The 14,518-nt window shown below is 40.1% G+C and carries 12 protein-coding genes; 7 read left to right on the forward strand and 5 right to left on the reverse strand.

Annotated elements, in window-relative coordinates:
* Window positions 1-15: 15 nt before the first annotated feature.
* Entirely contained in the window at window positions 16-633 is a 618-nt protein-coding gene (locus Q0A08_RS15910) for a DJ-1/PfpI family protein (RefSeq protein ID WP_438462497.1), read from the reverse strand.
* A gap of 83 nt (window positions 634-716) precedes the next feature.
* On the opposite strand from Q0A08_RS15910, the gene Q0A08_RS15915 reads away from it, so the two are divergent.
* The 3 genes from Q0A08_RS15915 (at window position 717) to Q0A08_RS15925 (ending at window position 3,035) form a co-directional block, all read left to right on the forward strand.
* Window positions 717-2,063 (forward strand): PLP-dependent aminotransferase family protein, encoded by a 1,347-nt coding sequence (locus Q0A08_RS15915; RefSeq protein WP_438462498.1) that lies wholly within the window; start codon window positions 717-719, stop codon window positions 2,061-2,063.
* A gap of 170 nt (window positions 2,064-2,233) precedes the next feature.
* Entirely contained in the window at window positions 2,234-2,695 is a 462-nt protein-coding gene (locus Q0A08_RS15920; protein WP_438462499.1) for an arylamine N-acetyltransferase family protein, read from the forward strand.
* A complete protein-coding gene (locus Q0A08_RS15925; protein WP_438462500.1) occupies window positions 2,682-3,035 on the forward strand; it encodes an arylamine N-acetyltransferase in 354 nt (117 codons plus the stop codon). Before Q0A08_RS15920 ends, Q0A08_RS15925 begins: the two co-directional genes overlap by 14 nt.
* 76 nt (window positions 3,036-3,111) lie before the next feature.
* Here the strand turns inward: Q0A08_RS15925 and gyrB are convergent, their stop codons facing one another.
* The 4 genes from gyrB to dnaA all read right to left on the reverse strand — a co-directional run bounded on the left by gyrB (window position 3,112) and on the right by dnaA (window position 9,412).
* The gene (gene gyrB, locus Q0A08_RS15930; RefSeq protein WP_438462501.1) at window positions 3,112-5,535 is read right to left on the reverse strand and encodes a DNA topoisomerase (ATP-hydrolyzing) subunit B; all 2,424 of its coding nucleotides are present in this window, start codon (window positions 5,533-5,535) and stop codon (window positions 3,112-3,114) included.
* Window positions 5,536-6,663: a DNA replication/repair protein RecF gene (gene recF / locus Q0A08_RS15935; protein ID WP_438462502.1), complete on the reverse strand. Its 1,128-nt coding sequence runs from the start codon at window positions 6,661-6,663 to the stop codon at window positions 5,536-5,538. It lies immediately after the preceding gene.
* A gap of 77 nt (window positions 6,664-6,740) precedes the next feature.
* Window positions 6,741-7,838 carry a DNA polymerase III subunit beta gene (gene dnaN, locus Q0A08_RS15940; RefSeq protein ID WP_046015429.1) on the reverse strand — a complete coding sequence of 366 codons (1,098 nt, stop codon included), beginning with the start codon at window positions 7,836-7,838 and terminating at the stop codon, window positions 6,741-6,743.
* Between the two features lie 29 nt (window positions 7,839-7,867).
* Window positions 7,868-9,412, reverse strand: coding sequence for a chromosomal replication initiator protein DnaA (dnaA, locus tag Q0A08_RS15945; protein ID WP_438462503.1), 1,545 nt, complete (start codon window positions 9,410-9,412; stop codon window positions 7,868-7,870).
* Window positions 9,413-9,943: 531 nt separating this feature from the next.
* Between dnaA and rpmH the strand changes: the two genes are divergently transcribed.
* The 4 genes from rpmH to mnmE all read left to right on the forward strand — a co-directional run bounded on the left by rpmH (window position 9,944) and on the right by mnmE (window position 13,818).
* Complete coding sequence (gene rpmH / locus Q0A08_RS15950) at window positions 9,944-10,078, forward strand: 50S ribosomal protein L34 (RefSeq protein WP_438462504.1); 135 nt, start codon at window positions 9,944-9,946, stop codon at window positions 10,076-10,078.
* 7 nt (window positions 10,079-10,085) lie between these two features.
* The gene (gene rnpA, locus Q0A08_RS15955; RefSeq protein ID WP_438462505.1) at window positions 10,086-10,484 is read left to right on the forward strand and encodes a ribonuclease P protein component; all 399 of its coding nucleotides are present in this window, start codon (window positions 10,086-10,088) and stop codon (window positions 10,482-10,484) included.
* Between the two features lie 150 nt (window positions 10,485-10,634).
* Window positions 10,635-12,278 carry a membrane protein insertase YidC gene (gene yidC, locus Q0A08_RS15960; RefSeq protein ID WP_438462506.1) on the forward strand — a complete coding sequence of 548 codons (1,644 nt, stop codon included), beginning with the start codon at window positions 10,635-10,637 and terminating at the stop codon, window positions 12,276-12,278.
* A 157-nt stretch (window positions 12,279-12,435) separates the two neighbouring features.
* Window positions 12,436-13,818: a tRNA uridine-5-carboxymethylaminomethyl(34) synthesis GTPase MnmE gene (mnmE, locus tag Q0A08_RS15965; RefSeq protein WP_438462507.1), complete on the forward strand. Its 1,383-nt coding sequence runs from the start codon at window positions 12,436-12,438 to the stop codon at window positions 13,816-13,818.
* The last annotated feature ends 700 nt before the right edge of the window (window positions 13,819-14,518 follow it).

A 14,518-nucleotide genomic window follows, 5' to 3' on the forward strand; every position in this document is an offset into this window, starting at 1 on the left:
AACTGTAGAAAGAGGCTAGTTATAAGATGAGTCTCTTTCTATAAAAGGCATAACCTGCTGCATAACAAGATCGACATACGCCTCTTTTTCACCCACAGGGGCAACATAATCTATAGCATTTTTCATCGCCTCAATTCCTTCTATACGTGCTATCACCCAAGCAGCAAGGTATGTGGAAGACAAACAACCACCAGCCGTTGCTGTGTTTTGACTCGCATAAAAGGCCTGATTTAATACTTTGACACCTGCTTCTTGCACCCAAGGTTTAGTAGTTAAATCCGTGCAAGCAGGCACCTCGTTTAATAACCCCAATTTAGCTAATACAAGCGCGCCTGAACATTGAGCACCAATTAACTGTCTACTTGGATCTAAAGAAAGCTGCGACATAATACTTTGATCAAGCACCACATCACGGGTTTTCATGCCACTGCCAACCAGCACCACATCCGTATTAGAAGCTTCATTTAAGTCAATTTGCCTTTCTACTACCATGCCATTCATAGAGGTGATTTGAGGGCTTGAACCCGCAATAGATACACGCCATTCTGGCTTTTTGATTCGATTTAAAATGCCATAAGAGATAAAAGAGTCCAGTTCATTAAAGCTATCAAAGGTAAGAATAGAGATATGCACAGTGTTTATCCTTTAGAATGTTTGAAATGGCACTCTAATCCTTATTTCCATAACAATACAAAAATTGTTCTAGGTACAATTTTATGAGCACGCAAAAATACAAAGGTATTTTAGATAAACTGGTAGAAGATATTAGACACGGAAAGCTTCTCCCTGGATCTAAACTTGTCACCCATAGACAATTTGCTTCACAAGAAAAGATTGCATTAGCCACGGCTTCGAAGGTGTACAAAGAATTAGCCAAGATGGGGCTAGTGAGCTGTGAAGTTGGCCGAGGTACCTTTGTCAAAGAAACTCAGGTTCCCCCTAGCCATGGTATTAAACAAGTTTCATTAGCTGAAGGTATGCAAGATCTTAATTTCAACTCACCTCTCTTAGATAACCAACCTAAGATGTTAAGAGATGCCTTAAGGAAATTAAGTTATTCAGGCGATTTAGAGTCCTTATTAAGTTATCAACCTCATAATGGTCGTCAATGTGATAAAAGCGTCATCAAAAGCTATTTAGCTCATCATAATATCAGTGTAGAAACACAAAACATGGCAATCGTTAATGGAGCCCAACAAGGCTTAGCACTGAGTGTTATGTCTTTATTAAAACCAGGGGACCTAGTTGCAGTTGATGCGATTACATACCCAGGTTTTAAACTCCTAGCCCAAGTACATGGTTTGGAACTGATTGCGATACCTATGCTAAATCAATGCACAGATCTCAATGCATTAGTCCAAGCCTGTGAGCGACGTAATATTAAAGCTATCTATTCAATGCCCACATTACATAACCCCTTAGGTTCAGTAATGGGGTTAGCACAAAGAAAACAGCTAATAGAGATAGCAAGAAAACACCAACTCACCATAATAGAAGATGCCGCCTACAGTTTTCTTGAGACTCTAGCACCACCAGCTTTGGTGACTCTGGCTCCTGATATCACCTTATATATATCCGGCTTCTCAAAAAGTCTTGCCACAGGGTTAAGGGTCGGGTTTATCCTCTCACCCACGAAATGGGTTTCATCAATTGAGAGAAGTATTCGGGCTACAACTTGGAACACCGCAGGCTTGTTGTCAGCACTAATTTGCCAATGGATTGAAGATGGCAGCATCTATCACCTAGAGCAGGAGAAACGTTTAGATGCGATCAAAAGGCAAGAAATAGTCAAAAAAGTATTTCATGAATTGAGCTATCAATCTCATCCCGCCTCTTATTTTTTATGGCTACCTTTACCGGAGGATGTGAGATCAGACTTATTAATCAAGGCCTTATTAGATCTCAATATTTGCGTTTCAGGTGCAGAACCTTACTCAACGACAGAACATACACCCCATGCTATTCGGTTAGCCTTAGCTTCGGTTGATCTTACTAACCTAGAAGCTACCTTAACCTTAATAAAGGAAGCGATTGATTATCAGGCATTAGGAAAGCAAAACTGAAAGCCTTTAAAAACCATTATTTAAAAAGATTTTGGCACATACTGATAGCCAAATAAGCGTTTTACTAAACATTATTGACTTAAACTTAACTTCAACTTTTATACTCACATCAAGTTAAAAATTACGTCAGTAATTAGCCCCCATTAATAGCAATTAAAGGTTTAACCTAAATGAATGAGCGTATGTTAGAAGCCTATTTAAATAAAATTGGAATGACTGCCCAAAAAGATCTTAATAGAGCGTATTTGAAGCTGCTACATGCCTCTCAACACAAAAAAATTCCTTTTGAAAATCTAGATATAGTTAATGGCAATCTCATACTTCTATCTGAAGAAGCGCTTTTTAACAAACTGGTTATGAGCCAGCGGGGAGGTTACTGTTTTGAGCTAAACGGCTTGTTATTAAGCGCTCTTATTCAGGTGGGGTTTGAAGCAAGACCTCTGTTGGCAAGAGTACACTTAGCAGAGGAACCAAGCGGGCGCAGCCATCAAGTAACACTCGTCACCCTAGAAGGTGAACAATGGATACTAGATGCGGGCTTTGGTTCTCAGACACCTAGAGAACCACTTCCTTATAGGCTAAATGAAGAGCTAAAGACAGACTCCCAAACATTTCGTTTTGTTGAACGATAAATTTTATGGGGCAATCTTACAGATAAAAACAGAAGAGGAGTCTTGGTTAGATTTATACAGCTTAGATATGAGCTATGTTTGCAAAGGGGATATTGAGTACGCCAACCATTATACCTCGACACACCCAAACTCAGCTTTCACATCACGTTGTATCGCAACAATTAGAAGTCATGATGGCATAACAACACTCTTAAATGGAAAGGTGAAAGTAAAAACAGAGTTAGGTGTTACCGAATACAACTTAGATACTAAAGATGCTTATATGAACACTCTTAAAGATATCTTTGGCATAGAAGTGGATATTGAGTTTAAGACACTAACAAAGTATGACTCTATATAATTCCTATCATAAGCTCATATTACACAAACAAAAAAAGCAGCCATTAGGCTGCTTTTTTGATTTTGCTAAAGCTAAATTAAACGTCTAGGTTAGCAACTGATAGAGCATTATCTTGAATAAAGTTACGACGAGGCTCAACTTCATCACCCATAAGAGTGGTAAACATTTGATCCGCTGCAATCGCATCATCAATAGACACCTGCAACATACGACGTGCATCTGGGTCCATTGTAGTTTCCCATAGCTGGTCAGGGTTCATCTCACCTAGACCTTTATAACGCTGTATCGCCATGCCACGTGATGCTTCTTTCATTAACCAAGCTTTCATATCTTCAACAGTATCAACATGTTGAGTACGTTCTCCACGCTTGATAAATGACTCTTCTGTGAAGATCTCATCAATCAAACCAGACATGGCAACCATGCGTCTGTATTCAGCTGATGCAAAGAAAGTTTGCTCAAAGCGGTAATGGTTGGCAACACCATGAGACATGATTTCTACTGCAGGTAGATACAAGTCACGCTCATCATCATGATCAACTTTAAACTCGAAACGGAAGCCTGTACGTACATCTTGTGGCATCAAAGCTTTAAGCTCATCAATCCAAGCGTTTACCTTGGCTTCATTACTTAAGTCATCTGGCGCCAGCTCTGCGCAATACATAAGTTTGCCCATCACATCCGTTGGATATACACGAGACATACGCTCAATATCATCCGATATTGCAATATAGTCATGCATAATTTTAGCGAGGGCTTCACCTTGAATTCCAGGCGCTTGATCATTCACAAACATCTGAGCACCAGATAAAGCGACTTCAATCAAATGTTGCTCAAGTGCAGCTTCGTCTTTTAGATATTGTTCTTGCTTACCACGAGCGATCTTATAAAGAGGAGGCTGGGCAATATAAATGTGGCCACGCTCGATCACCTCTGGCATTTGACGGAAGAAGAAAGTCAAAAGTAGGGTACGAATGTGTGATCCATCCACGTCCGCATCGGTCATGATAACAATGCTGTGATAACGTAGCTTCTCAACGTTAAATTCATCACGGCCAATACCACAACCTAGTGCAGTAATCAGTGTTCCCACTTCTGCAGAAGAGAGCATTTTATCAAAACGGGCTTTTTCAACGTTCAAGATCTTACCTTTAAGAGGCAAAATAGCTTGTGTGCGACGATCACGACCTTGTTTTGCAGAACCACCCGCAGAGTCACCCTCCACTAGGTATAGTTCAGAAAGTGCAGGATCTTTCTCTTGGCAGTCTGCCAACTTACCCGGTAAGCCAGCAATATCCAATGCGCCTTTACGGCGAGTTAAATCACGTGCACGACGAGCAGCTTCACGCGCTCGAGCCGCATCAATCATTTTATTGACAATGATTTTAGCTTCGTTCGGAGACTCTAGAAGGTACTCAGACAAACGACGACTCATTTCTTGCTCTACTGCAGTTTTCACTTCAGAAGAAACCAGCTTATCTTTAGTTTGAGAAGAGAACTTAGGATCAGGCACTTTCACCGATACGATGGCAGTCAAACCTTCACGAGAATCATCACCTGTTGTGGCAACTTTCGTTTTCTTACCTAAGCCTTCTTTTTCAATAAAGCTATTTAAGGTACGAGTTAGAGCAGCACGGAAACCTGCTAAGTGAGTACCACCATCCCTTTGTGGGATATTGTTGGTATAGCAATAGATGTTTTCTTGGAAACCTTCGTTCCACTGCAATGCAACTTCAACGGCAATGCCATCATCTAAGTCTTCACGTTGGCAGATAAAATGGAAAATTTGGTTAATCGGGGTTTTATTAGTATTCAAATGCTCTACAAATGAACGTAAACCACCCGTGTAATTGAAGGCTTCTTCTTGGCCACTACGCTCATCTTTTAAATTGATCGCAACACCTGAGTTCAAAAATGAAAGCTCACGTAAACGCTTCGCTAAAATGTCATAATGGAATTTAATATTACTAAAGGTATCTTCTGAAGGCTTAAAGTGTACTTGTGTACCATTTGCTTCAGCTTCGCCAATAGCAGCAATAGGTGCAAGCGGGTCACCATGAGCATAATGTTGCTCGTACAGTTTTCCGTCTTTTCGAATAGTAAGAGTCAGGCTTTTAGATAAGGCATTTACTACCGATACACCTACTCCATGAAGACCACCAGAGACCTTGTAAGAATTATCATCAAACTTACCACCCGCGTGTAGCACTGTCATGATAACTTCAGCAGCAGACACTTTTTCTTCAGGGTGCATTTCAACGGGAATACCACGTCCGTTATCGGACACAGTAATGGATTCATCTGGGTGGATGATGACATTAATGGTATCGCAATGACCAGCTAACGCTTCATCAATTGAGTTATCCACCACCTCAAATACCATGTGATGTAAGCCAGTGCCGTCATCCGTATCGCCGATATACATTCCTGGGCGTTTACGTACTGCATCAAGGCCTTTTAGAACCTTGATACTGGATGAATCGTAATTGTTTTCGCTCATTTAACTCTCCTGCAAAGCATCACTCGGATAATGGGACAATTCGCCTGCTTTCATCGCAAAATGACGAACGTCGGTCGTCTCAGACCAGTTGTAATCCATTATTTCTGGGCCGACACTTGTAATAAAAATTTGGCTATCTAACGCTTCTAATAATTGACAGAGTTTATCTCTGTGTTCTTTATCTAGTTCAGCTGGTAAATCATCTACCAGAAAGACGATCGAACGTCCTGATTCTATCAACAGCTTGCCTTGAGCTATTTTCAAAGCAGATACCACTAATTTTTGCTGGCCACGAGAGAGGGCATCAAGCGCATCACCATGGGGTGTTTTTACTCTTAAATCTGCTCTTTGAGGTCCGGTGTTGGAATACCCAGACTCAATATCTCGTGGTCGGCTAGCATCTAGTGCTTGAGCTAATGATTTTTGCGCATCCCAACCTTGGTAAAGCTGCAAATTCACTTCTAGCTCAGCATTTAAGCTCAATAAAACCTGTTTAAAGACAGGAATTAAGCGATCTAGGTAATCATGACGATACTGATTTACCTCTGAGCCTAATCGAATCAGCTCATGATCAAATGCTAACAACAAACTATCAGATATTTTACCACGTCTGAGTAAGGAATTGCGCTGTTTTAATGCTTTTTGCCAGCCTCGCCATGCATTTATAAAGCCTGTTGCATGATGAAACACACCCCAGTCAAGAAACTGGCGTCGAATCTTAGGGGAACCCTCTAATAATCGAAAGGCATCAGGGTTAATTAACTGTACGGGGAGGGCTTGGGTTAGCTCAATCAAGGATTGAATTTTCTGTCCTGATACCCGTGCTTCTAAGCTTCCATCTAACTGTCGTTTAAGGCCTATTGGCTGAGGTGGTTGACTCATGCCGATAGGTGTTTCTGCTTGCTCAAGCAAAGCAAAGATTACACATTCCGAGGTTTCTTTTTGAATATAAGTTTTATGCTTATGACTTCGAAAAGAGCGGCCTAAAGATAATAAGTGAATCGCTTCCAGAACAGAGGTTTTACCACTGCCATTAGCACCAGAAATTAAATTAACTTGGGGGGAAGGTTGAAAACGGACGTTGGATAAGTTTCTTAGCTGGGAAATATCCAAGCGATGCAGGGGCATACAGATAAACCTTGTGAGATAGCGTCTAATACCAAACCAAGTTTCATCATCACTTGGCTTGGTATTATGAAAATCGATTATAGACGCATTGGCATCACGACATATTGTGCCGCGTGACTATCTGCTTCTTCAACTAGCGCACTGGCTGTCGCATCATTTAATGAAATACGAACTTCTTGGCTATTCACCACGCCTAACACATCTAGCAAGTAGCTTACATTAAAGCCAACTTCTAGGTTTTCACCTTGGTATTGAACTAATACAGATTCTTCAGCTTCTTCTTGCTCTGGGTTGTTAGCAAACACTTGCAACATACCATTGGTAAGAATCAAACGAACACCACGATATTTTTCATTAGAAAGGATCGAAGCACGTAGGAAAACTTGACGTAATTCTAGACGATCTGCAATCACAATTTTGTCGTTATTGCGTGGTATTACTCTATGGTAATCAGGGAATTTACCTTCCACTAATTTAGACGTAAAAATGTAGTCGGCAACTTTCGCACGGATATGGTTAGAACCGATTTGAAGCTCAACAGTTTCATCTGTGTCACTCAACAAACGGTTAAGTTCAAGTACACCTTTACGAGGTACAATCACTTGCGTTAGATCACCAGATACTTGTGCATCTTCAATAGCCGTTGCAAGACGGTGTCCGTCAGTCGCAACAACACGTAGCTGACCATCAGCGACTTCAAACAGCATGCCGTTTAAATAGTAACGAACATCTTGGTTCGCCATGGCAAAGCCTGTTTTTTCAATCAGTTTGCGTACACTGTTTTGTGCCACAACCACACTTAGATCACCCTGCATATCTTGGATATTTGGGAACTCATCAGCAGGCAAGGTTGATAAAGTAAAACGAGAGCGTCCTGAACGAATCACTGCACGAGTATCATCAACAGATAATTCAATCACAGCACTGTCAGGTAAACTTTTGCAGATATCCATTAGTTTACGTGCAGGAACAGTAATACGGCCTTCTTGGCACTCATCTAATGTGATATGACCAACTAATTCAACTTCTAAATCAGAGCCAGTTAAGGTTAAAACATTGTCTTTAACCTCTAATAATACATTGGCCAAAACAGGCATCGTTTGCTTGCGTTCAACCACACCAGCAACGAGTTGAAGTGGCTTTAGAAGTGCCTCGCGGACAACTGAAAATTTCATTATTTTCCTCGTATTTATCAATCACGACCTTAGGTCGTCAAAATTCGCATAAGTTGCTTATAGTCTTCACGAATATCCGAATCCGTATCCTGTAGTTCTTTGATCTTACGAATAGCATGAAGCGCAGTTGTATGATCACGACCACCAAAAGCATCACCAATTTCAGGCAAACTATGGTTAGTCAGTTCTTTTGCAAGTGACATGGCTACTTGACGGGGACGGGCAATCGAACGATTACGACGTTTCGACAATAAATCACTTATTTTAATCTTGTAATACTCAGCCACAATACGCTGAATATTATCTATGTTTACAAGCTTATCTTGCAATGCAAGTAAGTCTTTAAGGGACTCTCTCACAAAATCTGGCGTAATCGCACGACCAGTAAAATGAGAGTTAGCAATGACACGTTTTAACGCCCCTTCTAATTCACGCACATTGGAACGTATTTTTTGCGCAATAAAGAAAGCGGAATCATAAGATAACTTAATATTACTTTCATCTGCCTTACGCATCAAAATCGCAACACGGGTTTCAAGTTCCGGTGGCTCGATAGCCACAGTTAAGCCCCAACCAAAACGTGATTTAAGCCTGTCTTCTAATCCTTTGATCTCTTTTGGATAACGATCACAGGTCAGAATCATTTGCTGACCACCTTCTAATAAGGCATTAAAGGTATGGAAAAACTCTTCTTGAGTTCTGTCTTTGCCAGCAAAGAATTGTATATCGTCAATTAATAGGGCATCTACAGAGCGATAATAACGTTTAAAATCATTAATCGCGTTAAGTTGTAATGCTTTAACCATATCAGCCACAAAACGTTCCGAATGCAGATATACCACCTTAGCATTCGGGTTATGGCGCATAAGCTCTGTACCCACAGCTTGCATTAAGTGGGTTTTACCTAAACCAACGCCACCATAAATAAATAATGGGTTATAAGCACCACCTGGGTTTTCAGCAACCTGTAAAGCTGCAGCATGGGCCAATTGGTTGGATTTACCTTCAACAAAGTTATCAAAAGTGAAGGAGTTGTTTAGGTTGGCACCATGATTGATTCCCCCTTCAACATCCACTTTACGGTTAGATGAAGGAGAAAGAGGTAATTGCCCCTGCTTGTAGGGTTCTAGATCACCAATCAATCCACTATCAGAGAGTTTTAATGGTGCTTCAAATTCAAGGTCAGCATGCTTCTCTGTGCCTTCTTCCATTAAGCTAAAGCCTGGACGATAGCTTACGCCAGAAGATAAGTCTTCACTCATAGGAGCCACAACGGTTTCTATGACAGGCGCTGGCGCTGGTGGAGCACTAGGTTTACTAAAACCTTGAGCACGCACAGTGAAAGATAAAACAGGAGCGGGTTCGCTTCCGGCAAATTCTGTGAGGAGCTCTTTAATACGTGTTTGATACTTATTACTTACCCAATCTAATACAAATCGATTAGGGGCCGAGAGGATTAAGTCGCCATTTGTGTTGATTTCAGCATCAAGAGGACGAATCCAAGTATTGAATTGTTGAGCAGAAAACTCATCTTGTAATCGCTTTTGGCAAAGATCCCAATACTCCAACGACACTAACTTTTACTCCTGCAGGGCAAATAAAAAACAGTTAAGCGCGAAATTCTAACTCGGAGCGGATCAGTTATCCACAAAAAGATGTAAATAAGTTAAGAATACACAGGAAAAGCTTAAACCGTGAGAAAATGTTAATAACAGAGGCAGTTATTCACAAGGGTAGATAAAAAACATGAAATGTGGATAAACAAGCTAGTTATCAACACAAAAAAAGGACCTTGTTAGTTGTTTTATCAACAGGATTTTTTTAAATTAAGATCATGATTTTATTCACAATAAAAATAATTAAAACATGTTATGTGAATATCTTTTATGTATTTTAATTTTTTTAATGCACATATTTGATAAGCCCTGTGAATAATTTGTTGATGTATTATTTCTCTAGTTTTTTAGGCTAATTGTATGTTTAACGATTGAATTCATTGGCGAACTCCAATAAAATTCGCCGCCTGATTTTGAATCAAAAAGAAGAGGCTTGGCTAAGGCTAACCCTCAAAACTGAAACACTGCTTCAGTAGTGAGAGAAAGAAAATGAAAAGAACTTTTCAACCTAGCGTTCTAAAACGTAAGCGTAACCACGGTTTCCGTGCCCGTATGGCTACTAAAGGCGGTCGTGCTGTACTAACACGTCGTCGTGCTCGTGGTCGTAAGTCTCTAAGCGCATAAGCCGTTTATGACAGACTTTTGTTTTCCCCGGCAGGTCAGATTACTGACTGCTGGGGATTATCAAACCGTATTTAATCACACCTCTTGTAAAGTCTTTGCTGGCGAATTTCTGCTTTTGGCAACAAAACGTGATGACGACCTTTCTAGGTTGGGACTCATTGTCGCTAAAAAAAATGAAAAGCGTGCAGTAGGACGAAACCGCATCAAACGACTCGTGCGGGACTCCTTCCGTCATCATAAAGTCGAACTCGCTGGATTCGACATTGTCTTTCTAGCGCGCCAAGGAATTAAAGAGTTAGATAACCCAACTTTGTCAAAACGCATAGACAAAGCATGGCATCAACTTATTAAAAGGTCTAAAAAAGCCAATAATCAGCCAAAAGACACCAAAGCCAAACAGAAATAGGCTGAAAAAAGCTTGAAAGGCTGGTTTAATAACGCCAGTTTTTTTCGTGAAGCTTTTGTCTGACATGCGCGACCATTATTGGCAGGATGTAGAAGGCGTGAGTTTCAGGGCCTAGCCCTTTTTTTAACCAAACAATATTAGTTGAATACCATGGATTTCAGACGTTATTTTTTATGGGGTGCACTTTTTGTTGTTGGCTATATGCTGTTTTTACAGTGGAACCAAGACTATGGTTCAGTGGCTACAAACAATGTTGCTCAAACAACCCAAACACAAGCTTCCTCTAACAACACTGACATACCTTCAACGGTTGCATCTCCAGCTGCTGCCAATGATATTGTGGTCGATTCTCAGCAACCCGCTTCTGAAGCTCTAATTCAAGTTGTCACAGATGCTTTAATTGTTTCTATCGACCCAGTTGGTGGTGACATTGTTAAAGCCTCTTTACCTGAATATAAAAAAGCACAAGCCTCTAACGAACCTTTTGTTCTACTAGATAATGGTATTGAGCGTGTTTATGTAACACAAAGTGGTTTAGTCGGTCGAAATGGTCCTGATGCGAATAAAGATGGTCGCCCTGTATATCGAGCAGATCAGAGCCAGTATAAATTAGGTGACGGTGAAGATAGCCTAGCGGTAGACCTTTATTTCACCGATGCTCAAGGTGTTCAGTACACAAAAACCTATATCTTTAAGCGTGGTCAATATGCTGTTCGTCAGCAAATCACGGTAGACAATAATTCAAACACGGCTTGGCAAGGTAACTTATTTGCTCAGATCAAACGTGATAATTCAGAAGATCCAAGTGCGTCTAGTGGTATGGGGCTACAACCTTACCTAGGTGGAGCGGTATCTACCGAAGAGTCTCCTTATACCAAGGTTAGCTTTTCTGACATGGCTGAAACCCCAACAAAATTAACAACAAATAATGGTTGGATTGCATTACTTCAACATTATTTTGTTAGTGCTTGGGTGCCAGAAAATGGCCATAAAGCAACACTATATACTCGTCAAAAAGGTGAGTTTAATATCATAGGTTTTACTGGCTCAAGTGTTGAAATTGCAGCGGGTAACCAAGGTACTTTAAGCTCAACCCTATATATAGGACCTAAGCTTCAAGATCAGCTAAGTGAAACCGCAGCTAATCTAGAGCTGACCGTAGATTATGGTTGGTTATGGTGGTTAGCACAGCCTTTATTTTGGCTATTGACTGCGATTCAGTCTTTTGTTGTTAACTGGGGTGTTGCCATTATCTTAGTGGTAGTAGTGGTTAAAGCCTTGTTCTTTAAACTATCTGCAGCAAGTTATCGTTCTATGGCTAAAATGCGTAAGTTTGGCCCAGAACTAACACGCTTACGTGAGCAGCATGGTGATGATAGACAAAAAATGTCTGCAGCCATGATGGAACTATATAAGAAAGAGAAGATAAACCCACTGGGTGGTTGTTTACCTATTCTAGTCCAAATGCCAGTATTCTTATCTCTTTACTGGGTATTGATGGAAAGTGTGGAATTACGCCATGCTCCATTCATGCTATGGATTAACGATCTATCAGCAATGGACCCTTACTTTGTACTGCCAATCCTTATGGGTATCAGTATGTTAGGTCAGCAAATGCTAAACCCAACACCTCCAGATCCGATGCAAGCACGCATCATGAAGATTATGCCGGTTGCATTTACCTTCTTCTTCTTGTGGTTCCCAAGTGGTCTAGTACTTTACTGGGTAGTCAACAACACCTTATCTATCATGCAGCAATACGTAATTACTAAACGTATTGAAAGAGAAGCCTAAGCTTTTCTATAACTAGATAGTTTAAAAAGGGCCTCATATGAGGTCCTTTTTTATGACCCACTTTTATTATTAAGCTCTTCTAGCAACTTGTGATTGCCCCTAGACTAGCTGATAATTTAATCACTATTTACCTAGCTCTATAATACAAAGGCGAACAATGACGGAATTAAGCCAAGTCCTAGATAAAGATACCATCGCAGCACAAGCAACTCCTCCTGGCAGAGGTGGCGTAGGTATTATCAGGCTATCAGGGCCATTAAGTTTAACCATAGCAGAGCAAATCTTAGGCTTTAAACCTAGCCCAAGACATGCCCATTACGGCCCATTTAAAGATGCTTCTGGTGAGCAAATCGATTTAGGAATAGCAATTTATTTTCCTAACCCTAACTCCTTTACTGGTGAAGATGTTATTGAGTTTCAAGGCCATGGTGGGCCTGTCATTATAGATATGCTGTTAAGCCGAACACTTGAGCTAGGTGCGAGATTAGCCCGTCCAGGAGAGTTCTCTGAACGTGCTTTCTTAAATGATAAAATGGACTTAACTCAAGCAGAAGCCATTGCGGATTTAATCGATTCAGCCTCAACTCAGGCAGCTAAATGCGCTTTAAGATCTCTGCAAGGGGCCTTTTCCAAGCGTATTGACGAATTAGTTGAATCCCTTATCCATTTACGAATTTATGTAGAAGCGGCAATAGACTTCCCAGAGGAAGAGATCGACTTTATTGGTGATGGTAAGGTTGCCAAGGAGCTTGCAGGTATTCAGCAAAACCTTGTTGCAGTTCAAAAAGAAGCCAAACAGGGTGCCATCATACGAGAAGGTATGAGTGTGGTTATTGCAGGTCGCCCTAATGCAGGTAAATCTAGCTTGCTAAATGCCTTATCAGGTAAAGACTCTGCCATTGTCACTAATATAGAAGGCACCACACGAGATGTACTCAGAGAGCAAATTCATATTGACGGTATGCCACTTCATATTATCGATACTGCAGGCCTGAGAGAAAGCCCTGATGAAGTTGAACAAATAGGTATCGAAAGAGCATGGCAGGAAATCCATAAAGCAGATCGCATTTTGCTTATGGTAGATAGTAAGTCATCTTCTAATGAAACCGACCCAGCCCAAATTTGGCCAGAATTTGTTGCACAGCTTGCTAGCCGAGATAATCTAACCTTAGTTCGTAACAAGGTAGATCTCACTGAAGAAAGCGTTGGGGTAACTCAAGTAAATGATATTCCTGTTATTTCTTTATCTGCTAAAAATCAAGATGGTGTTGAGCACCTTACTCAACATCTTAAAGATGTCATGGGATACGACAGTACAACAGAAGGGGGCTTTATCGCTCGCCGACGCCATATTGAAGCATTAAATAAAGCTCAAGACTTCCTTAATGCAGGTTCATTACAGTTACATGACTTTGGTGCAGGAGAGTTATTAGCAGAAGACTTAAAAGAAGCTCAAAACGCCCTTAGTGAAATCACAGGAGCCTTCACGAGTGACGATTTGTTAGGCCGTATTTTCGGTTCCTTCTGTATTGGTAAGTAGCTAAATTAAGGCAGATAAAGAGGTTTTATCTGCCTTAATTATATTGTATTAATTCCTCATATCCCACACCGCATTTCAATTCTAGTCCTCCCTCAGTTTTATGCTGTTTAGTTAAATCATTCAGTTCAGCGTTAATCTATCATTCTTAAATACAATCTAGCTTTGTGAATAAAAAAACCTGTGCTCAAAACACCTTATCCACTGTAATAAGCTAAAAAAGAAAGCAGAAGCCTCCACCTGTTGAAAGTATTATTCACATTTTTTATCTTTTTTAAGAAATATACGATTTTTTTAAAGTTTTTTAATGTGGATAAAAAAATATTAAAAATAGATTAACAATGCTTTCAAAAGTCCTATTTTATCAACTGATTCAGCCACTTACACACATAAATCAGGGTAAAAACATCTTGTTAATAAGTATGGTGATATCCTAATATTAAGTTTTGCACAGTTTTGAACAAGTAAGGGGGTTAAAAATCCAAGTGTATAACTAGGCACTTTATACACACCTTTAGGTTTTCCACATCACAGCTTAATATGTCTATTTTTAACAGTTTACTATTCTTTTAATCTTATGATTTATAATGTTTTTTTTGTTTTATCAACAGAATTTTAGCTGTTATATAGTAACTACAAATATAAGAATAGACATATATATACTTATATTTTTATTAATGATGACCGGGGGTAACAAGCTTGC

The organism is Marinomonas sp. PE14-40 (genome assembly GCF_051623805.1).
Taxonomy (GTDB): Bacteria; Pseudomonadota; Gammaproteobacteria; order Pseudomonadales; family Marinomonadaceae; genus Marinomonas.

Coding starts and splice junctions, on each gene's coding strand:
- Q0A08_RS15915 (WP_438462498.1), top strand. CDS start 717: ATGAGCACGCAAAAATACAAAGGTATTTTAGATAAACTGGTAGAAGAT.
- Q0A08_RS15920 (WP_438462499.1), top strand. CDS start 2,234: ATGAATGAGCGTATGTTAGAAGCCTATTTAAATAAAATTGGAATGACT.
- gyrB (WP_438462501.1), bottom strand. CDS start 5,535: ATGAGCGAAAACAATTACGATTCATCCAGTATCAAGGTTCTAAAAGGC.
- recF (WP_438462502.1), bottom strand. CDS start 6,663: ATGCCCCTGCATCGCTTGGATATTTCCCAGCTAAGAAACTTATCCAAC.
- dnaN (WP_046015429.1), bottom strand. CDS start 7,838: ATGAAATTTTCAGTTGTCCGCGAGGCACTTCTAAAGCCACTTCAACTC.
- rpmH (WP_438462504.1), top strand. CDS start 9,944: ATGAAAAGAACTTTTCAACCTAGCGTTCTAAAACGTAAGCGTAACCAC.
- rnpA (WP_438462505.1), top strand. CDS start 10,086: ATGACAGACTTTTGTTTTCCCCGGCAGGTCAGATTACTGACTGCTGGG.
- yidC (WP_438462506.1), top strand. CDS start 10,635: ATGGATTTCAGACGTTATTTTTTATGGGGTGCACTTTTTGTTGTTGGC.
- mnmE (WP_438462507.1), top strand. CDS start 12,436: ATGACGGAATTAAGCCAAGTCCTAGATAAAGATACCATCGCAGCACAA.